Source organism: Streptomyces sp. NPDC006207 (genome assembly GCF_040613835.1).
In the GTDB taxonomy this organism is placed as follows: Bacteria; Actinomycetota; Actinomycetes; order Streptomycetales; family Streptomycetaceae; genus Actinacidiphila.
Genome location: NZ_JBEXSX010000040.1, coordinates 22,117 through 42,262, shown reverse-complemented (window position 1 = coordinate 42,262; position 20,146 = coordinate 22,117). Strand labels below are relative to the sequence as shown.

Here is a 20,146-nt window from a genome sequence, read left to right as displayed (position 1 = left end):
GGACCCCCATGGGCGCACCCCGCCACACCCCCTCCCACGAGTTGGGGCGACTGACGGCCGGTGGGGGGTCAGTAGGGCACTTGCGGCAACCCCGGACCGCCTTCTCACCCCGTCCGGCCGTTAGTCGCCCATACGGCTGGAGGGGGTGTGGCGGGGTGCCCACATGGGGGTCCCCCCCGGCCGAAGGCTGGGGGCGTGCCCCGGCGCGGCACCAACCCCACAACGACCGCGCGAGGCGGTCACTGACCGCGCCGGATGGGGGTCCCCCCGGCCGAAGGCTGGGGGAGGGCGGGCGGACGGGTGGACGCCCGCCGCAGGCGCAAACGACCCACGGACGGCGACGAACCGGTCAGAAGACGACCAGCGCCCGCCCGCCCCTCCCCGAAAGCATCGCCGAGAACGCCCCCGGAATCCCCTCCAGCCCGATCCGCTCCGTGACCATCGCCGACAGGTCGAGCCGCCCCGCCCGCACGTGCTCCGCCAGCACCGGCAGGTCCCGCGCCGGGTCGCTGTTCCCGTACACGCACCCGGAGAGCGTGCGCCCGAAGTGGAAGAGCTCCAGCGCGGAGAAGGAGACCAGGTCCCCCTTCCCGCCGATGCCCACCACCGTCGTGCGCCCGCCGCGCCGCGTCGAGGACCACGCGGAGCGGATCGTCTCGCCGCGCCCCACGCACTCGATGGCGACGTCCGCCCCGTGCCCGTCGGTCAGCGCGCGGATGCGCTTCGCGACGTCCTCCCCCGCGAGGAGGAACTCCGTGGCGCCCGCGGCCCGCGCCAGGGCCTCCTTCTCCGGGGAGACGTCGACGGCCACGACGGCGCCCGCCCCCGCGATGCGGGCGGCCTGGAGGACGGCGAGGCCGACGCCCCCGACACCGAAGACCGCGACGGACTCCCCGGGGCGCACCCCGGCGCTGTGGTGGACCGCCCCGTAGCCGGTGAGCACGGCGCACCCGAGGAGCGCGGCCTCGGTGAGCGGCACCCCGTCCGGGAGGGGCAGCACCGCGGCCGCCGGGACCACGGTCTCCTCGGCGAACGCGGCCGTCCCGAGCCCCGGGTAGAGCTCGTCCCCGCCACCCACGAGCTTGGCGTAGGGCACGCCCGCCGCCGCGCCCGCGGCGGCGCACAGCCAGGGCTCGCCGAGCCCGCAGTAGTGGCAGGCGCCGCAGGAGGGCGCCCAGTTGAGGATGACGGGGTCGCCCGGCGTCACGCCCGTGACGCCCTCGCCCACGGAGACGACCGTGCCGGCGCCCTCGTGCCCGAGGACGGCGGGCACGGGCTGCCGCAGCGTCCCGTTGGACAGGGACAGGTCGGAGTGGCACACCCCGGCCGCGGCGAGCCTGACCCGTACCTGGCCCGGCCCGGGTTCGGGCAGGTCGATCTCGGCGAGGGTCAGGGGCGCGTTGACGGCGGGCAGTACGGCGGCGCGGACCACGGTGTTTTCTCCTGCGCTCAGAACTGGAGGGACTTGGTCTGGAGGTATTCGGTGAGGCCGTGCGGGCCGAGCTCGCGCCCGACACCGGACTGCTTGTACCCGCCGAACGGGGCCAGCGGGTTGAAGCGGCCGCCGTTGATGTCGACCTGGCCGGTGTCCATGCGCCGGGCGAAGGCGACGGCCGCCGCCTCGTCGGCCGCCCAGACCGCCCCGGCGAGGCCGTAGACGGTGCCGTTGGCGATGCGCAGCGCGTCCTCCTCGTCCTCGTACGCCAGGATCGACAGGACGGGGCCGAAGATCTCCTCCTGGGCGATCGTCATCTCCGGGGTGACGTCGGCGAAGACGGTGGGGCTGACCCAGTAGCCGCGCTCCCGGGGGGCCTCGGTGCCGCCGGCCACGAGGCGGGCGCCCTCCTCGACGCCCTTGGCGATGTAGCCGCGGACGCGCTCGTGCTGCTTGGCGTTGACGACGGGGCCGATGCGCTCGCCGGGCACGTACTTGGCGGCGGCCGTCACGGCGAGGGCCACCGCCTCCTCGTACCGGTCCCGGTGGACGAGCATCCGGGTCCAGGCGCTGCACGTCTGGCCGCTGTTGGACATGACGTTGGCGACGCCGACGTTGACGGCCTTGGCGAGGTCCGCGCCCGGGAGGATGACGTTGGCGGACTTGCCGCCGAGTTCCAGGGCGACGCGCTTGACGGCGGCGCCCGCGGTCGCGGCGATCTGCCGGCCGACGGCGGTGGATCCGGTGAAGGAGACCAGGTCGACGCCTTCGTGGGCGGCCAGGGCCTGTCCGGCGACCGGGCCGAGACCCGTGACGAGGTTGAACACGCCCGCGGGCACGCCCGCTTCGTGGACGGCCTCGGCGAAGAGCTGGGCGACCAGCGGGGTGTCCTCGGCGGGCTTGAGGACGACCGTGCAGCCGGCGGCGAGCGCGGGGGCGACCTTGGCGACGATCTGGTGGAGCGGGTAGTTCCAGGGGGTGATCGCGCCGACCACTCCGACGGGCTCGTGGAGGACGGTGGAGTTGCCGATCCGCTCCTCGAAGGCGTGGCCGGCGGCGAGTTCGGCGTACGAGCCGGCGACCGCGACCGGGAGCCCCGCGTGGACCGCCTGGCTGAACGGCAGCGGCGCGCCCAGTTCGGCGGTGACGGTCTCGGCGATCTCGTCGCGGCGCGCTGCGAGGGTGTCGCGCAGCGCGGCGATCCGGGCGGCCCGTTCGGCGGGCGGCGTGGCGGCCCAGCCGGGGAACGCGGCCCGGGCGGCGCTGACCGCCGCGTCGACGTCGGCGGCGGTGCCCGCGGGCACGGTGGCGAACACCTGCTCGTCGGCGGGGTTGACGACGTCGATCGTCTCCGTGCCGGCGGCGGGCCGCCATTCGCCGTCGATGTACATCCCGTCGTGCGGCTTCATCCCTTGTCCTCCCGGGCGGACCTGCCGTGACCCGCCCAAACTAGCGCCGATAGTTTTCCGTTTCCAGGGCGGCACCCCGTGCGGTGGGTCACGCCGGGGCGACGTGGACGGGGAATCCGTTGAGGACGGCCGTGCCCGACAGCGGGTCGAGCAGGGTGCCGTCGAGCAACTGGTTGAGGTTGGCGCCCGGTTCACGGGACGCGACCGTCAGCCGGGTGCCCGCGCGGTCGTGGCCCCAGCCGTGCGGCAGGCTCACCACGCCGGGCCGCACCGCGTCCGTGATCTCGACCGGGGCCTCGATCTCGCCGCCGTCGCCCTTGATGCGGGCGGGCGCCGCGTCGGTGAGGCCGAGGCGGGTGGCGTCCTCGGGGTGCACCTGGAGGGTGCAGCGGTTGCTCCCGCCGGTGAGCGCGGGCACGTTGTGCATCCAGCTGTTGTTGGAGCGCAGGTGGCGGCGGCCGATGAGGACCAGCCCGTCCCCGGACCTGCCGGTGACCGCCGCCAGCAGCCGGGGCACGTCGGCGGTGAGCGGCGCGGGCGCCAGTTCGATCGTGCCGGAGACGGTGCGCAGCACCTCGGGGACGCGGGGGCGCAGCGGGCCGAGGTCGATGCCGTGCGGCCGGTCGAGGAGGCTGCGCAGGGTGAGGCCGTCGGGGTCGGCGCCGAAGCCGTCGCCGTACGGGCCGAGCCGCAGCATCATGTCGAGCCGCCGCTCGTAGCCGGTGCCTCCGGTGAGCACGGCGGCCAGTTCGGCGGGGTCGCGGCCGTGGACCGCGGAGTGCGGGTCGGCGGTCTCCTTGGCCAGGCGGCGGGTGACGGCCTGCTCGTCGACGAGCGCGGGGTCGGCCTCCGGGCCGAAGCCGCCGAGGAGGAGGGCGAGCCGGGCCAGGATCTCCGGCTCCCCGGGCCTGCCGTCCTCCAGGGGGATCGCGGGCGGGCTGTAGCGGGCGTTGTTGCGCACGGAGAAGTTGCCGAACGCGAAGTCGTAGTGGGCGCTGCGCGACGGCGGGGGCGGCGGCAGGACGGCGTCCGCGTGGCGGGTGGTCTCGTTGAGGTACGGGTCGACGCTGACCATGAAGTCCAGCCCCGCCAGGGCCCGGTCGAGGCGGGCCCCGTCGGGGGCGGACAGCACGGGGTTGCCCGCGATGGTGACCAGGGCGCGCAGTTGCCCGTCGCCGGGGGTGTCGATCTCCTCGGCGAGTGCGGCGGCGGGCAGTTCGGAGGCGACCTCCGGGTGGCCGGAGACCCGGCTGCGCCAGCGGCCGGTGGTGAATCCCCGGCCGGGGCCGGCCGGGCGCGGGGCGCGTGCCGTGGCCGGCAACGGGAACATCGCACCGCCGGGGCGGTCGAGGTTGCCGGTCAGGATGTTGAGGACGTCGATCAGCCAGCTGGCGAGGGTGCCGAAGCGTACGGCGGTGCTGCCCAGGCGTCCGTAGACGGCGGCGCTGGGGGCGGCGGCCAGGTCGCGGGCGAGGGAGCGGATGAGCTCGGCGGGGACGTCGCAGTACGGGGCGACCGCCTCGGGGGTGAAGTCGCGGGCCAGTGCGCGGACCTCGTCGACGCCGGTGACGTGGCCTTCGAGGTGGCCGAGGCCGGTGAGCCCCTCCTCGAACAGCACGTGGACGACGGCGAAGAGCAGCGCGGCGTCGGTGCCGGGGCGCGGGGCGATGTGGAGGTCGGCGCGTTCGGCGGTGCGGGTGCGCTTGGGGTCGATGACGGTGAGTCTGCCGCCGCGGCGGCGCAGCGCCTTGAGCTTGCCGGGGAAGTCGGCGGCGGTGGCGAGGCTGCCGTTGGACACCAGGGGGTTGCCGCCGATGACGACCAGGTGGTCGGTGCGGTCCAGGTCGGGCACGGGGACGGCGAGCGCGTCCCCGTAGAGGTGGCCGCACGCGGCCTGCTTGGGCATCTGGTCCAGGGTGCTGGCGGAGAACAGCGCGCGGGTGCCGAGGGCACGGATGACCGTCGGCGGGTAGAGGCCGCCGGCGATGGTGTGCACGTTGGGGTTGCCCAGGTAGACGCCGGTCGCCGCGGTGCCGTGGGTCGCGCGGACGCGGGCGAAGCCCTCGTCGACGGCCGCGTACGCCTCGGCCCAGGTGGCCTCGGTGAGCACGCCGTCGCGGCGCACGAGCGGGCGGGTCAGCCGGTCGGGGTCGCCGTCGACCTCGCCGAAGGAGGCGCCCTTGGGGCAGATGAAGCCCGCGCTGAAGACGTCGTCGCGGTCGCCGCGGGCGCCGGTGACCCGGTCCGCGTCGATGGTCAGGGTCAGTCCGCACGTGGCCTCGCACAGCGGACAGATACGCAGGGCGGTACGACTGCTGGCCATCGGGCCTCCCGGGGCAAGGACGCTTCCTCGTGTGCGGTCACCATACCGACCGGTATGCATGTCGGGATAGCACTCGCGGCGCTACGGCTCCAGAACGCCTGCGAGGTACGCGCGGAGCAGCACCTTCGTCTCGGCGATGAGCGAGGCGTCGCCCTGCGGCTCGGCGCGGAAGGCCATCTTGAGCAGGGCGTCGGCGGCCTCCACGCCCACCACGAAGGCGGTCCGCAGTCGCCGGTCGTCGGTCACGGCCACGCCGGCGGCGCCGAGCGGGGCGATGAGCAGGGCCCGCAGCCGGTCGGCGACCAGGTGGTTGGCCAGGTCGTTCACGGCGGGGCCGGGAGCCGGGCCGGCGAAGCTGACGAGGGCGAAGCCGGGCACGGTGCGCCGCATGGCGACGTACTGGTCGACGACGACGTCGATCAGGCGGCGCCAGTCCCCGGGGCCGCCGGGGGCCGTGCCACCCGGGGCCGCGTGGCCGGGGGCCGGGCCGAGGGCGTCGAGGGCGTCGAGGCGGTCGGTGACCCCGGCGAGGTACTTGTCGAGGTTGCGGCGGGCGAGGGCGTCCGCCATGGCGCGCTTGTTGGAGAAGAAGCGGTAGACCGAGCCGATCGGCACGCCCGCGCGGGCGGCCACGTCCCGCGTGCTCAGCTCCTCGTAGCCGCCCTCGTCGAGGATCGCCGCGGCCGCGTCGAGGATCCGGGCGAAGCGTTCGGCGCTGCGCTGCTGGACGGGTACGCGCCGGAGACCGTTGCCGCTGCTGTGCACGAGGTCCATCATGCCGGTTTTCCACAGGGACAGGCCGATCCCTTGCGGGGTTGATTCCTATGGACAACCATAGGAATCGTGACCAGCACAGAGATCGCCAGCACAGAGATCCAGGCCGGCAGGGACCTCGCCTACCTCCCCGGCTTCGGCAACGAGCACATGAGCGAGGCGGTCCCCGGAGCGGTTCCGGTCGGCCGCAACTCACCGCAGCGCGCCCCGCTCGGCCTCTACGCGGAGCAGCTGAGCGGCACCGCCTTCACCGAGCCGCGGCATCACAACCGCCGCTCGTGGCTGTACCGCATCCGCCCCTCGGCGGCCCATCCGCCGTTCCGCCGCATCACCAACGGGCGGCTGCGCAGCGCGCCCTTCACGCAGGCCGAGCCCGATCCCAACCGGCTGCGCTGGAGCCCGCTGCCGCTGCCGCAGGAGCCGGCCGACTTCGTGGACGGCCTGGTCACCGTCGGCGGCAACGGTGACGTGCTGCGCCGCGAGGGCATCGGCATCCACTGGTACGCGGCCAACCGCTCCATGGCCGACCGGGTGTTCTCCTCCTCCGACGGCGAGCTGCTGATCGTGCCGGAGCGCGGCCGGCTGCTGATCCGTACCGAACTGGGCGTCCTGGCCGCCGGGCCGGGCCACGTGGCGCTGGTGCCGCGCGGGGTGCGCTTCCGCGTCGAGCTGCCGGACGGGGAGGCGCGCGGCTACGTCTGCGAGAACTACGGCCAGTCCTTCCGGCTGCCCGACCTCGGCCCGATCGGCGCCAACGGCCTGGCCAACGCGCGGGACTTCATGGCGCCGGTCGCGGCGTACGAGGACCGCGAGGAACCGGTGGAGGTGGTGAACAAGTTCGGCGGCAACCTGTGGGCCGCCGAGTACGGCCACTCCCCGCTCGACGTCGTCGGCTGGCACGGCAACCTGGTGCCCTACGTCTACGACCTGCGGCGCTTCAACGTGCTCGGCTCGGTCAGCTACGACCACCCCGATCCGTCGATCTACACCGTGCTGACCTCGCCCTCCGACACCCCGGGCCTGGCCAACGCCGACTTCGTGGTCTTCGCGCCGCGCTGGCTGGTCGGCGAGGACACCTTCCGCCCGCCGTACTTCCACCGGAACGTGATGAGCGAGTTCATGGGGCTCGTCGAGGGCGCGTACGACGCCAAGGCGGAGGGCTTCGTCCCCGGCGGGGCGTCGCTGCACAACATGATGTCGGCGCACGGCCCGGACCGGTCCACCTTCGACAAGGCGAGCGCCGCCGAGCTGGTCCCGCAGAAGGTGGACGACGGGCTGGCCTTCATGTTCGAGACGCGCTGGCCGGTGGTGGCGACCCCGGAAGCGCTGGGGGCGGAGCACCTGCAGCGGGACTACGACGGCGTGTGGCGGGGGCTTGAGCGACACTTCAGGCCATGACGACGAGCCCGAGCAGCACCTTCGCCCCCGACTCGCTGGTCCTGAACCGCAAACTCCCCTTGTGGTACCAGGTCTCGCAGTCCCTGCGCGCCTCGATACTCGGCCGTCGTCCGGACGCCCCGCTGCGGCTGCCGACCGAGGACGCGCTGGCAGGGCACTACGGCGTCAGCGTGCTCACGATGCGGCAGGCGCTGAAGGAGCTGGAGGAGGAGGGGCTGATCAGCCGCCACCGGCGGCGCGGCACGTTCATCGAACCGGCCGCACGGCGCGGGGCACCGGTGCGGCTGCTGGGCTCGGTCGACGCGATCGTCGCCCAGCAGTCCGGGGACCGCACCAGCGTGCTCGGCCACGGCCCGGCGCCCGTGCCGCAGGAGTACGCCGAGTACTTCCCCGGGCTGCCGGAGGCCGTCGCCTACCGCCGGCTGCGCTGCGACGAGTCGGGTGAGCCCACCAACTGGGCGGAGAACTTCGTCCTGCCGGAACTGGCCGCCCGGATCGACCTCGCGGACCTGGCGCGCTGGCCGATGACGAAGGTGCTCCGGGACGCCCTCGGGGTTCGGATCAGCCGCATCACCGACACCGTCGAGGCGCGGCTGGCCGACCCGGACACCGCCCGGCTGCTGCAGGTGCCCCTGCTCAGCCCGATCCTGCACTACACGGGGGTGACCTACGACGACACGGGCCGCGCGGTCGACGTGGTGCGCATCCGCTACCGGGGCGACCGCTTCTCCTTCACCGTGACCGTGGAGGCACCCTGAGGGGCGTCAGTAGCATGCCCACGGTGAGCGATGTGAGCGATGAAGCGCCGACGCTGGCCGACCTGATGCCGTGGTCCGTCCCGCCCCTGCGCCTGGGGCGGAGCTGGGTCATGGCCCCCGAGGCGGCGACCCTCACCTCGCGCTGGGACCGGCTGGTGAAGGCCGGGGGCGCCGAGCGCGAGCGGCTGTTCCATCCGACCCGGGCGCGCACCCCGCGCACCGCCGTCGCCCAGTTGCCGGGCCACCCGGCGTCCACCACCCGGCTGGAGCGCGAGGAGGGCGCCTGCGCGGAGCCGGTGCGGGTGCTCCACGGCCCGTACGACCTGCAGTGGCTCATCCCCGACCAGCGCCTGATCGACGCCGCCCGCCCCGAGTTGTGGCGGGTCGCCGACGAGGACCGGCAGTTGTACGCGGTGGAACTCGCGCGCCTGCCGCAGGTCCCGGGGCCGCCGCTGGCCTTCTCCGCGCTGCTCCCCGACGGCCACTCCCCCGCCGGCCGGCCCGGCCGGATCCGGCCGTTGTTCCGCCGCCCCGGCGGACGGGACCCGAACCTCGCGCCGGGTCTGCTGGACCGGCTCGCCCGTCGGCTGGACACCCCGGTCGGCGCACAGGACGTGCTCGCCTGGGTCGCCGCGCTCGCCACCGGCTCGCCCGTCGAGGTCCCGCTCACCGCCGATCCGGCGCTGTGGGCGGAGGGCGTCGCACTGGGCCGCCGTCTGCTGTGGCTGCACACCCGGGGCACCCGCTTCGCCGATCCGGCGGAGGACCGCCCCGCGGGGCATCCCCGGCTGCCCGGCGGCCGGCGCCCCTACGTCCGGGCGGCGCTGCCCGACGTGCCGCGGGAGGCCCCGTCGTACGACCCGGAGGAGCAGGCGCTGGTCCTGGGGAGCGGGCGGGTGGCACCGGTGCCGCAGGCGGCCTGGGAGTTCCACGCCGGGGGGACGCGGGTGCTGGAGACCTGGTTCGAGCGGCGGCTCCCCACCGGGGCGGCGGAGGGACTCGACGCGGTCCGGCCCGCCGCCTGGCCGCGGGCCAGGACGACCGAACTGCTGGAGCTGATCAGCGTGCTGGCGATGCTGGCGGAGCTGCGGCCGTCCCGTCGCGCGCTCGCCGCCCGGGTCGCGGACGGCCCGCGGATCAGTGCCGCCGAGCTGCGCGCGGCCCGCGTCCTGCCGGTGCCCGATTCCGCGCGCCGCCCGGCCTCCGTGCTGGATCACCACGAAGAGGGACCGGACGGGCAGTTCGCCCTGCTGTGACCACAAGTCGACACGACAACAGGCTCGGACGGAGTACACCGACGCGCCGCATGACGCAGCGCGGTGCCGGGACGGTGTACTGCGCCCGAGCCTGTCCGCTGAAAGGAACGCCGAGAACGCCTCCGGTCAGCCGCGGCTGCCGAAGAGCGAACGGCGCAGCCGCCGCAGCGGCGCGAACAGCGACACACGCGCCCCGCGGTTGGCGTTCGCGCGCACGTGGTCGCGCGAGGTCAGCTCGCGCATCAACAGCGTGGCCTCCTCCGCCTCCCGTTGCGGCACGGCGGGGCCGGCCAGCACCGAGAGATGGCGGTCGAGACGCGCGCTGGACGCGCTGCTCCCGCACGTGACGGCAGGCACTCGCGGCCTGCTCCGCATTGCTATCTGATCCATGACACTCCCCACCCGTTCGAGGGCACCCGGCACCGGGCAGGGTAACCCTATCGTCCTGCGGCGTCACCTATGCATCCGCGCTCCCGGATTCACCTGCCCGTCAAGGGGGTTGACGGTCACGAACCGATCCCCAGCGCGAGCAGGGGAAGTTGCACCATGGGATCCGAGGTCGGCACCACGGATCCGCCAGTCGGCTCAACCGTCACGGTGAACGCGTACGACCGCTCGTTCAGCCCGTCGGTCACGATCGGCGCGGGCGTGCCGTCCGCCGCCGGATCGGCGCCCAGCACGCCGAGGGAGCGGAAGGACGTAGGGCGCTCGCTCACCAGCCACAGCTGGTAGACGGTCCGTCCCTCCAGGCGCGGCAGCCCGTGCACCGTCACCACGGCGCGGCGCAGGTCCCGTGACACCACGGCGGTCACCCCCCGTCCATGGTCGTCGCTCGCGAAGGCCGGGCGGGCGTCGGCGGCCGTCAGAACCTCGTTCACCGCACGCGCGTTCCCCCGTTCCCGGTCCAGTTGGGTGGCGGTCCGCAGCAGCAGGGCGCCCAGCACCGCGCAGACCAGGAGGGCCGCCCCGGCGCCCGTCGCGGCCAGACGCGCCGGGGACGGCCGGCGCCACGCCTCCCACCACCGGCCCGGTCGTAGGGGTTCCAGGGGTTCCAGGGGTTCAAGGGCTTGCGGCGCTTCCTGATCCCCCCGCACCCCGTCCACCGGCACCCCGTCCACCAACAGCGGGACCATCGGGGGCGGCGGCGCGGCGGAACCCGGGTTGCCGAGCCGCACGGTGTCCCCGGCCAGATCCCGCACCCGCTCGGCGCACGCGTCGCAGCGCATCAGATGCCGCTCGAATCGGCGCAGTTCCCGCGGCGCGAGGGTGTCCAGCGCGTACGCCGCGGCCAGTTCGTGCACGGAACCTCTCATGGGTCGCCCCGCTTCCCTCCGCGGTGCACGCACCGTCCGGCCGGGCCTATATCACGTTACAACCCTGTGACACAAATTCGCCCCGGTCCGCCAATCCGCCGTCCGACCGGCCCCGAACAACCCACGCAGGACCTCTTCCAAGGGGGAGGGGCCAGACTCGCGAAGGACCGACGCGATGACCGCACACAGCAGGAACAGGCTCACGGCCCGGTTCGGGCGATCGCGCACGATCGCCCTGCTGGCCGCCGGCGCACTGGCCGCGGGGGGACTCGCCGCGGCGGGCGTCACCGGACTGGAGCCGGGGACGGCACAGGCGTCCAGCCACCGGGAGGCACCGCTGATCTCGGGGCAGCCGCAGTACGACACCACGGACGTCTACGCGTTCGTCAGCCCCGACCGCCCGGACACCACCACGCTGGTGGCGAACTGGATACCGTTCGAGGACCCGGCCGGCGGCCCGAACTTCTACAAGTTCGCCGACGACGCCCAGTACGACATCCACATCGACAGCGACGGGGACGCCCAGGGCGACTACCTCTACCGGTGGACGTTCCGGGACCACCTCCGCAACAAGAAGACGTTCCTCTACAACACCGGCCCGGTCACCAGCCTCGACGACCCGGACCTGAACTTCTTCCAGACCTACGACATCGACCTGTTCCGGCTGCACGACCAGCAGGTAACCGGCCGCTACAAGGTCGCGAACGACGTGCCCGTCGCGCCGTCGAACGTCGGCAAGGCCTCGATGCCGGACTACAACGTGCTGCGCCAGCAGGCCGTCAAGGACCTGGGCCGCGGCACCACGGCCTTCGCCGGCCAGTCCGACGACCCGTTCTTCCTCGACCTGCGGGTCTTCGACCTGCTCTACGGGGGCAACCTCTCCGAGGTCGGCGACGACACCCTCAAGGGCTACAACGTCAACACCATCGCCCTGCAGGTCCCGACGGCCGCGATCCGCCAGTCGGCCAAGCAGCCGGTCGTCGGCATCTGGTCCACCACGCAGCGGCGCACGGCGAACGGCGACTGGGCACAGGTCTCGCGCCTCGGCATGCCGCTGGTCAACGAGGTGGTCAACCCGCTCAAGGACAAGGACCGGTTCAACGCGTCCTCGCCCTGGAACGACGCCCAGTTCCTCAAGAACGTGACCCACCCCGAACTGCCCGGGCTCATCGAGGGCATCTACAAGATCAAGGCGCCGGCCACGCCGCGCAACGACCTCGTCCAGGTGTTCCTGACGGGTGTGCCCAAGCTCAACCAGCCGCCGCACGTCCGCCCGTCGGAGATGCTGCGCCTCAACACGGCCGTCCTGCCCACCGCCAATCCCAAGCGGCTCGGCGTCCTGGACGGCGACAACGCCGGCTTCCCCAACGGCCGCCGGCTCGGTGACGACGTCGTGGACATCGCGCTCCAGGTGGTGGAGGGCGAACTGGTCGGGTCGAAGAACGACCTGGGCGACGCCGTCAACGCCAACGACCAGGCCTTCGGCGCCAGCTTCCCGTACGTGGCCCTGCCGGCCTCCGGCTCGGACGGCCCGCTGGCCAAGCCGGCCACCAACTCGGCGCAGACCAACGGGGTCACCCAGCTCAACGGGGGCGGCCTGCTCACGGGCGGCGGTGACGACAACACCGTGCTCATCGCCTCCGCGGCCTCCGGCGGCGCGGGCGTGCTGCTGATCGGCGCCGCGCTGCTGTGGTGGCGGATGCGCCGCAGCCCCGCCGGCCGCCGGGCGCACGGCCGGGCCTGACGCACCGCCGCGCCGGACCCGACGGCCCGGCGCAGACACACCGCACGGCACCCGGCCGGGACGCACCGCGAGCGCCCCGGCCGGGCTCCACCCCATCATCCCGAAAGGCAGCAGCCATGGACGTACCGGCCCCGGGCCGACTGCGCGCCGCCGTCCTGTACGCGGCGCTGGTGCTCGGCCTCGCGCTGGCGCTCACCGCGGGCGCGCTGGTCCTCGGCGGGTCCCCCGCCCCGCGGGACGCCGCGCGGACCGCGGCACCCGCCGCCGACGCCCCGCTGGACCGCCTCGCCGAGGGCGACCTCGCGGGCGGCATCGCGGCCCTGCAGACGCATCTGCGGGCCCAGCCCGACGACGCCCCGGGGTGGGCCGCCCTCGGCGCCGCCTACGTCGAGCAGGCCAGGACCAGCGGCGACCCGACCCGCTACCCGCAGGCGCAGGCCGCCTTCACCCGCTCGCTGCGGATCTCCCCCCGCGACAACGACGCCGCACTCGCCGGACGGGCCGCGCTCGCCGCCGCCCGCCACGACTTCCGCACCGCCCTCACCGAGGCGGACCGGGCGCTGAAGGTGAACCCGTACGGGGAGCGCGCCCTGGCCGTCCGGGTCGACGCCCTGGTCGAACTCGGCCGCTACGACGAGGCGCTGCGCGCCGCCGAGCACGCGGACGCGGTGCGTCCCGGCATCCCGGTCTTCACCCGCCTCGCCTACGTCCACGAACTGCGCGGCGACCCGGCCGGTGCCCGCCGCATCCTGACCCGCGCCCTGGACTCCGCCGCGACCCCGGGCGACACGGCCTACGTCGCCACGGCGCTGGGCCAGCTCGCCTGGAGCCAGGGCCAGTACCCGGCCGCACTGCGGCACTTCGCCACCGCGCTGCGCGCCGACCCCGGCTACCTGCCGGCGGTCGAGGGCCGCGGCCGTACGTACGCGGCACGCGGCGACCGGGAGAAGGCCCTGCGCGACCTGGGGCGGGTCGTCGACCGCTACCCGCTGCCCGCGCAACTCGCCGAACTGGGCGAACTGTACGAGGCCACGGGCCAGGACGAGCGGGCGGAGCAGCAGTACGCGGTGGTCGGCACCTGGATCGCCCTCGCCCGGGCGAACGGCGTCGCCACCGACCTCGACGCGGCACTGGTCGCCGCCGACCACGGGGACGCCGCCGAGGCGCTGCGCGCGGCCCGGGCCGAATGGTCGCGCCGGCAGACCGTCCACACCGCCGACGCGCTCGCCTGGGCCCTGCACGTCAACGGCCGCGACCGCGAGGCCCTGACGTACGCCGGACGCTCCTCCGCGCCGGGCTACCGCAACGCGGCCTTCCTCTACCACCGCGGCGTCATCGAGGCGGCCCTCGGCAGGCGCGCGACCGCCAGGACGTCGCTGGCCGCGGCGCTCCGCCTCAACCCCGGCTTCTCCCCCACCGCCGCCCCCGCCGCCCGCCGCGCGCTGGCACGCATCGAAGGAGACCCGTCATGATCCGGCGCAGGACGGCCGCCGCGGCGGCCGCGGCAGCGGCGGGAGCGGCCCTCGCGCTGCTTCCCGCAGGACAGGCGCAGGCGCATCCGCTGGGCAACTTCACCGTCAACCGCTACGACGGCCTGGTCGCCGCCCCCGGTGTGCTGCGGATCGACCACGTCGAGGACCTCGCCGAGATCCCCGCGGCCCAGGCCGTCCCCGCGATCGACCGGGACGGCGACCGGGCGCTGGGCCGCGCCGAGTTGGCGGACTGGGCGGGGGCGCGGTGCGACGCGGCCGCGGAGGGCGCACGGGCGTCCGTGGGCGGTCGCCGCGAACCGGTCACCGTGCGCCGGGCCACGGCGACCGTACGGCCGGGGCAGGCGGGGCTGACGACACTGCGCGTCGAGTGCCGGATGACGGCGCGCCTGCCGGACGGCAGGTCCGCGCCCCTGACGTACCGTCCGGCGGACATCGGTGCCGGGCCGGGCTGGCGGGAGATCACCGCGCGCGGCGACCGGATGACGCTCCACGACGCCGACGTGCCGGGGACGTCGGTGTCGCGGCGGCTCACCGCGTACCCGAAGGACCTGCTCTCCTCGCCCGCCGACGAGCGCGCGGCCGGTTTCCGGGTGACCCCGGGCGGCCCCGCGCTGGCGGCGGAGGACGACGCCCCCGCCGCCGGTGTGCTGCCGCGCGGCGCGGACCGCTGGACCCAGGCCCTCACCGACCTGGTGTCACGGCACGCGCTCACCCCGGGGTTCGCCGCCCTGGCCCTGCTCACGGCGCTGGCCCTGGGCGCGATGCACGCGCTCGCGCCCGGGCACGGCAAGACGCTGATGGCCGCGGCGGCCGCCGCGGGCGGCCGGCGGTCGCGCCGGGACATGGTCGCGCTGGGCGCGTCGGTGACGGTCACCCACACCATGGGGGTGTTCGCGCTGGGCCTGCTGGTGACGACCGGTTCGGCCGCGGCGCCCTCGGTCATCGGCTGGCTGGGCGTCGCCAGCGGGGTGCTGGTCGCCTGCGCCGGTGCGGCGCTGCTCCGCCGCGCCTGGCGGCTGCGGGGTCAGTCCCACGGCCACGACCACGGACATGGGCACGGGCAAGGGCATGACCACGGCCACGACCATGGGGGCGGCCACCACGGGCACGGCCATCGCCACCACGGCGAACACCACGTCCACCCGCGCCGCCCCGCACCCGCACCCGGGACGGCGGCGCAGACCGCGCCCGCGGCCGTCCTCACCGCCGAACGCCCCGCCCCCGAGCGCCACGTGCACGTCCACCCGCACACACACCCGCACGAGCCGCGGCCCACGCTCCGGGGCACGATCCTGCTCGGCTTCGCCGGCGGTCTCGTCCCCAGTCCTTCCGCGGTGGTCGTCCTGGTGGGTGCCGCGGCACTCGGCCAGGCCTGGTTCGGCTTCCTGCTGGTGCTCGCGTACGGCGCGGGTCTGGCGATCACGCTCACGGCCGCCGGTTTCGCCGTCGTGCGCCTCGGGCGGCTGGCCGGGAAGGCGTCGGCGCTGCGGTCCCGCGGCCGGCTGTTCACGGCGGCACGGCGCCTCGCGCCGCTGGCCACGGCGTCCGTGGTGCTGGTGCTGGGCTGCGGTCTGCTGCTCAGGGCGGTGCTGGCACTGCCGGCTTGAGGGAGCTTTCCGTCGAAAGGGTCCGTTCGGGAGGAAGTTCGGTCATGCTGGGCTGCGGGCGGCACGAAGGGGGGACACGCCGATGACACGGCTCGTGGCGGGGCGCTACCGGCTGATCAGCGAGCTGGGCCGGGGCGGCATGGGTGTGGTGTGGCTGGCCCGGGACGAACTGCTGGGCCGCGAGGTGGCCGTCAAGGAGGTCAAGGCCCCGCCGGGCCTGGAGGACGGGGAGGTCGAGCGCCTGTACGCGCGGCTGCAGCAGGAGGGCATCGCGGCCGCGCGGGTCGAGCACCCCAACGTCATCAAGGTGTACGACGTGGCCATGGCCGAGGGCAGCCCGTGGATCGTCATGGAGCTCGTCCGGGGCGTGACGCTCGCCGACGTCCTCGACGCGGAGGGCCCCATGGACCCCCGGCGCGCCGCGGGGATCGGCGGCAAGGTGCTGGCGGCGCTGCGCGCCGGCCATGCGGCCGGGGTGCTGCACCGCGACGTGAAGCCGGGCAACGTGCTCATCGGCAACGACGGGCGGGTCGTGCTCACCGACTTCGGCATCGCCATGATCGAGGGCTCCTCGGCGATCACCCGCACCGGCGAACTGGTGGGCTCACCGGAGTTCCTGGCCCCCGAGCGGGCGCTCGGCCGCCGTCCCGGCCCGGAGTCGGACCTGTGGTCGCTCGGGGTGCTGCTGTACGTGGCGGTGGAGGGCGGTTCGCCGTTCCGCCGCGACACCGCACTGAGCACGATGCGCGCGGTGGTGGACGAGGAACTGCCCGAGCCGCGCAGGGCGGGGCCGCTGGCCCCGGTGATCACCGGACTGCTGCACAAGGACCCGGCGGCCCGGATCCCGGGCGACGAGGTGCAGCGGCGGCTGGACGCCCTCGCCGCCGGGCGCACCCCGCCGGGCGCCGGAACGGCCTACGCCACCACCCAGGCCGCCGTGCCGATGCCGCCGGGGCCGGACGGCACACCGGTCCGGTCCACGCCGGTCTCCTCGACTCCCGTCTCCTCGACACCGCTCGGGCCGACGACACCCGTCGGCACCGGATTCGGCCCCCCGTCAGGTGGCCCCCCGGCCCGGCCTCGTCGCGCGGCGGTGGCGATGGCCGCGGGCGTGCTCGCCCTCGCCCTGGGCATCGGGGGCGTGGCCTACGCCCTGCTCGACGACGGCTCACCCGGCGGTTCCGGCCACGGCACGACCGCCGGGAACACCCCGGGCGGCGACGGGACCCCGTCCGCCACCGGCTCGCAGGACGACGACGACACGGACGCCAGCGGCTACGAGGCGACGGCCGGCGGCGGCGACTCCGCGTCTCCGCACACCTCGGCGCCGCCCAGCACCCCGGCCCATGTGAACGTCCACGTCACGGTGTCGGCCGTGCGCGACACCTACACCGGGGGCTGTCCGCCGCCCGCGGAGCAGGCGCCGTCCTTCTCGGCGGTCGTCACGGTCGACCGCACCCCGGTGACGGTCACCTACCGCTGGAGGACGAGCGGCGCCGGTTCCGACCATGGCTGGCAGACCCTCGACTTCCCCTCGGGCGGCCCGAGGAGCCGGACGGTCGAGCACACCGAGCCGTCCTACGAGCCGGATGGCACGATCGAGGGCTGGGTGGCGGTCGAGGTGCGCAGTCCGGTGGGGACGGAGTCCGCGCACGTCCCGTTCACGGTCACGTGCCGGGCGCCGAGCCCGTCGCCGAGCGGTTCGGAGGGGACGGCGACGACCCCCTGAGGCAGCGCCGGCATGGGCGAGGGGTGCCGGGCGGTGGCCCGGCACCCCTCGTCTCACGTCGTCCGGGTGCTCCGCGCTGCGGTGCCGCGGGTCACGCGGCGGAGGTGAACACCGGCAAGTAGCCGCCGGACTGGCCGGAGGCGGTGGGGTGGTAGGACTCGTAGACGGGGAGGGTGAGGCTGTGCAGCCAGGCCGAGCCCGAGCAGAGCTCGTGCCCGGTGAAGGTGCCGCGGACGTCGGCGAAGGCGAAGCCGTGGTCGGCGGCGCGCTTCGCGGTGACGGTGTCGAGGAGGTCGGCCGCGTCGTTTATGGCCCTGCGCTTGGTCTCGCTGAGGCCGATGCAGGTGGTGCCCAGCTTGTAGAAGCGCGGGTAGCCGAGGACGACGACCCGGGCCGAAGGGGACCTGGAGCTGATGGCGTTGTAGACGGAGTCGAGCCGTGCGGGCAGCTGGTTGTTGGCGAAGTCCCTGGCCTGGTTGATACGGCTGAGGCAGGTGCTGTCGGAGCTGAGGACGCAGGTGGTCATCACGTCGGCGAAGCCGGCGTCGTTGCCGCCGATGCTGATGCTGACCAGGGTCGTCGAGGCGTTGAGCGGACCGAGCTGGTTGTTGAGCACGTCGGTCGTGGTCGCTCCGGAACACGCGGTGAAAGAGAACCCGGACGGGCTATGCGCGTTCGCCCACAGCCGGGGGAACGCCTTGCTGCTGCGGTAGCAGCTGCCGCTCGAGCCGTCGTAGCTGCCGGACCCGACTCCGGCGGAGTACGAGTCGCCCAGGGCCACGTAGACGGGGCCGGCGGCTCGGGCGGAACCGGCACCAACCAGGGCGAGTGCGGCGGTAAGGAGAAGTGTGGATGCGGCTGACACGAAACGGGACAGTCTCATGGAACCTCCCTTAGCAGGATCTCTGCCGCATCTTTCGTACCGCGCAGTAACACGTTCGGGAAGTGTCCATGCCAAGATTTCTTGACATGGACATTCCTGCGAGCTGTCCGTGATCGCCGCTGCGTGCACCGGATGTGACGCCGTCTCGGCCGGCGGGCTCTACTCCCGTAGTTGGGAGGCCCTTTAGGGGCGCCGACGGCGGCACCGCCCGGACGCGCCATCCCCGGCCGGACGCCCGGTGCCCCGTGAACCGCCCGCTGTGCCCGGATCGGGCCGGTTCCACCGGGCGTTCGGGAATTCCCGGTGATTCCGCCACTGCGTGAAAACCCGGTGCGGACGCGGACCCCGTGCCGGATCATGAGCGGCATGCCCGACGCAACGCCCCCGCATCGCGCCCTGTCCATCCGTCTCGGCATGAACGACGACGACTCGCCGTCCGACGCCATCGACGCCCTGTTCCTGAGCCGCTTCGTCACCGGCGAGCAGCCCTACTCGTGCGGCACGTCCCTGGACCGGGTCAAGTCGGGGCTGACGCTCGTACCGGGCGGCGGGTCGGTGCTGCGCTCCGCGCGGGACAAGGACCGCGGCGCGACCCTCGCCGAGGGCGACGGCTGGACGATCCTCGTGTCGCGCTGGCACCGCCGTGCCGACGTGACGGTGACGGCGGTCACCGAGGAGCTGGCGCAGCGCGTCCTGGCCGAGGCCGTCGAGGACGCCGAGGACCAGCCGGAACCGCAGCCCGACGACGTGACCATGGGCTTCTGGTACGTCGCCCCGCGCCGCGGGCCGCACCGCATCACGCGGCAGATCAGCGCCGCCCCCTGGGACGACGTGCGGGGCAACTACACCGCGCCGGTGGCGGAGGCCATGGACGGGCTGATGAAGCTCACCGCCGCCGACGTCAGCGGCCGGCTGCTGCTCCTGCACGGCCCGCCGGGCACCGGCAAGACCTCCGCGCTGCGCACGCTGGCCCGCGCCTGGCGCGACTGGTGCCAGGTGGACTGCGTCCTCGACCCCGAGGTGCTCTTCAACGACGTCGGCTACCTGATGGAGATCGCCATCGGCGAGGACGACACCGAAGGGCCGGGCCGCTGGCGGCTGCTGTTGCTGGAGGACTGCGACGAGCTCATCCGCGGCCAGGCCAAGCACCAGACCGGCCAGGCGCTGTCCCGTCTGCTCAACCTCACCGACGGCCTGCTCGGCCAGGGCCGCAACGTCCTGGTCGGCATCACGACCAACGAGGACCTGGAGCGGCTGCACCCCGCGGTGGTCCGCCCCGGGCGCTGCCTGGCCCGGATCGAGGTGGGCCCGCTGACCCGCGCCGAGGCGACCGGCTGGCTCGGCACGTCCGAGGGCATCGGCCGGGACGGCGCCACGCTCGCGGAGCTCTACGCCCTGCGCCGCGGCGCCTCCTCCTCCGGCGGCACCGCGCTCCCCCACCAGACGACCCCGGCCTCCGCCTCCGGAGGCCTCTACCTCTGATGGCCGGGGGTCCGCCCGGCGGCGCGACGGGGAGGATACGGACCCGCACCCCGGCGGAACTGCGCCGCAGTCGCCGCCCGCGGTCGCACAACTGCTGGGACCACCTGTACGCGGCGCCGCTGTGGCCGCTGCACGGCGCCAACCTCGGGACGCTGCTGCGCACCTGCGACGCCGTCGGCGCGTGCCTGGTCGTCCCGCGCTTCCCCTGGGTGCCGGAGGCGCTCGCCCGCGGCAACACCCTGCGGCGGCCCGCCTGCGTGCACTGGACCGGCGATCCCCTGGGCTGGCTGCAGCGGCAGCGCGACCGCGGAGCGCACGTCGTCGGGGTCGAACTCGCCGACGAGGCGGTCCGGCTGGCGGACCTGCCGGCCGCGCGGCGCACCACGGTCGTCGTGCTGGGGCACGAGCAGCAGGGCATCCCGCCGGAGGCGCTCGACCTGCTCGACCTCGCCGTCGAGATCCCCATGGTCGGCACGGGCGCCAGCCTCAACGTCGCGGTCGCGGGTTCGCTGGCGCTGTACAAACTCGCCGGACTGCTGTGA

16 protein-coding genes are annotated in these 20,146 nt (G+C 74.6%); 9 read left to right on the top strand and 7 right to left on the bottom strand.

What is annotated here, in order from left to right:
• Nucleotides 1-349: 349 nt before the first annotated feature.
• The 4 genes from ABZ312_RS28205 to ABZ312_RS28190 all read right to left on the bottom strand — a co-directional run bounded on the left by ABZ312_RS28205 (nt 350) and on the right by ABZ312_RS28190 (nt 5,944).
• Nucleotides 350-1,432, bottom strand: a complete 1,083-nt coding sequence (locus tag ABZ312_RS28205; protein ID WP_500328452.1) for a zinc-binding dehydrogenase — start codon at nt 1,430-1,432, stop codon at nt 350-352.
• 17 nt (nt 1,433-1,449) lie between these two features.
• Nucleotides 1,450-2,844, bottom strand: coding sequence for an aldehyde dehydrogenase family protein (locus tag ABZ312_RS28200; RefSeq protein WP_500328454.1), 1,395 nt, complete (start codon nt 2,842-2,844; stop codon nt 1,450-1,452).
• An 88-nt stretch (nt 2,845-2,932) separates the two neighbouring features.
• Nucleotides 2,933-5,167 carry a molybdopterin oxidoreductase family protein gene (locus tag ABZ312_RS28195; RefSeq protein WP_500439032.1) on the bottom strand — a complete coding sequence of 745 codons (2,235 nt, stop codon included), beginning with the start codon at nt 5,165-5,167 and terminating at the stop codon, nt 2,933-2,935.
• 81 nt (nt 5,168-5,248) lie between these two features.
• Entirely contained in the window at nt 5,249-5,944 is a 696-nt protein-coding gene (locus tag ABZ312_RS28190) for a TetR/AcrR family transcriptional regulator (RefSeq protein WP_500328457.1), read from the bottom strand.
• A gap of 66 nt (nt 5,945-6,010) precedes the next feature.
• Between ABZ312_RS28190 and hmgA the strand changes: the two genes are divergently transcribed.
• Genes hmgA through ABZ312_RS28175 form a run of 3 tightly spaced genes read left to right on the top strand, consistent with a single transcriptional unit; the run spans nt 6,011 to nt 9,353 of the window.
• The gene (gene hmgA / locus ABZ312_RS28185; protein WP_500439031.1) at nt 6,011-7,339 is read left to right on the top strand and encodes a homogentisate 1,2-dioxygenase; all 1,329 of its coding nucleotides are present in this window, start codon (nt 6,011-6,013) and stop codon (nt 7,337-7,339) included.
• Entirely contained in the window at nt 7,336-8,097 is a 762-nt protein-coding gene (locus ABZ312_RS28180) for a GntR family transcriptional regulator (protein ID WP_500328461.1), read from the top strand. The genes hmgA and ABZ312_RS28180 overlap by 4 nt, the downstream gene beginning before the upstream one ends.
• Nucleotides 8,098-8,111: 14 nt before the next feature.
• Nucleotides 8,112-9,353 (top strand): type ISP restriction/modification enzyme, encoded by a 1,242-nt coding sequence (locus ABZ312_RS28175; RefSeq protein WP_500328463.1) that lies wholly within the window; start codon nt 8,112-8,114, stop codon nt 9,351-9,353.
• 126 nt (nt 9,354-9,479) lie between these two features.
• On the opposite strand, the gene ABZ312_RS28170 is transcribed toward ABZ312_RS28175, so the two are convergent.
• A complete protein-coding gene (locus tag ABZ312_RS28170) occupies nt 9,480-9,743 on the bottom strand; it encodes a hypothetical protein (RefSeq protein ID WP_499511025.1) in 264 nt (87 codons plus the stop codon).
• Between the two features lie 116 nt (nt 9,744-9,859).
• Nucleotides 9,860-10,666, bottom strand: a complete 807-nt coding sequence (locus tag ABZ312_RS28165) for an anti-sigma factor (RefSeq protein ID WP_500328465.1) — start codon at nt 10,664-10,666, stop codon at nt 9,860-9,862.
• A 175-nt stretch (nt 10,667-10,841) separates the two neighbouring features.
• Between ABZ312_RS28165 and ABZ312_RS28160 the strand changes: the two genes are divergently transcribed.
• The 4 genes from ABZ312_RS28160 to ABZ312_RS28145 all read left to right on the top strand — a co-directional run bounded on the left by ABZ312_RS28160 (nt 10,842) and on the right by ABZ312_RS28145 (nt 17,239).
• Nucleotides 10,842-12,410: a DUF4331 domain-containing protein gene (locus ABZ312_RS28160; protein ID WP_500328467.1), complete on the top strand. Its 1,569-nt coding sequence runs from the start codon at nt 10,842-10,844 to the stop codon at nt 12,408-12,410.
• A gap of 116 nt (nt 12,411-12,526) precedes the next feature.
• Complete coding sequence (locus tag ABZ312_RS28155; RefSeq protein ID WP_500439030.1) at nt 12,527-13,882, top strand: tetratricopeptide repeat protein; 1,356 nt, start codon at nt 12,527-12,529, stop codon at nt 13,880-13,882.
• Entirely contained in the window at nt 13,879-15,510 is a 1,632-nt protein-coding gene (locus ABZ312_RS28150) for a nickel transporter (RefSeq protein WP_500328470.1), read from the top strand. The genes ABZ312_RS28155 and ABZ312_RS28150 overlap by 4 nt, the downstream gene beginning before the upstream one ends.
• An 82-nt stretch (nt 15,511-15,592) precedes the next feature.
• Complete coding sequence (locus tag ABZ312_RS28145; protein WP_500328472.1) at nt 15,593-17,239, top strand: serine/threonine-protein kinase; 1,647 nt, start codon at nt 15,593-15,595, stop codon at nt 17,237-17,239.
• Between the two features lie 91 nt (nt 17,240-17,330).
• Here the strand turns inward: ABZ312_RS28145 and ABZ312_RS28140 are convergent, their stop codons facing one another.
• Complete coding sequence (locus ABZ312_RS28140; RefSeq protein ID WP_499511030.1) at nt 17,331-18,122, bottom strand: SGNH/GDSL hydrolase family protein; 792 nt, start codon at nt 18,120-18,122, stop codon at nt 17,331-17,333.
• Between the two features lie 366 nt (nt 18,123-18,488).
• Here ABZ312_RS28140 and ABZ312_RS28135 point away from each other — a divergent pair, with 366 nt between their 5' ends.
• Both ABZ312_RS28135 and ABZ312_RS28130 read left to right on the top strand, forming a co-directional pair.
• Nucleotides 18,489-19,604 carry a DUF5925 domain-containing protein gene (locus tag ABZ312_RS28135; protein WP_500328474.1) on the top strand — a complete coding sequence of 372 codons (1,116 nt, stop codon included), beginning with the start codon at nt 18,489-18,491 and terminating at the stop codon, nt 19,602-19,604.
• Nucleotides 19,604-20,146, top strand: coding sequence for a TrmH family RNA methyltransferase (locus tag ABZ312_RS28130; RefSeq protein WP_500439029.1), 543 nt, complete (start codon nt 19,604-19,606; stop codon nt 20,144-20,146). Before ABZ312_RS28135 ends, ABZ312_RS28130 begins: the two co-directional genes overlap by 1 nt.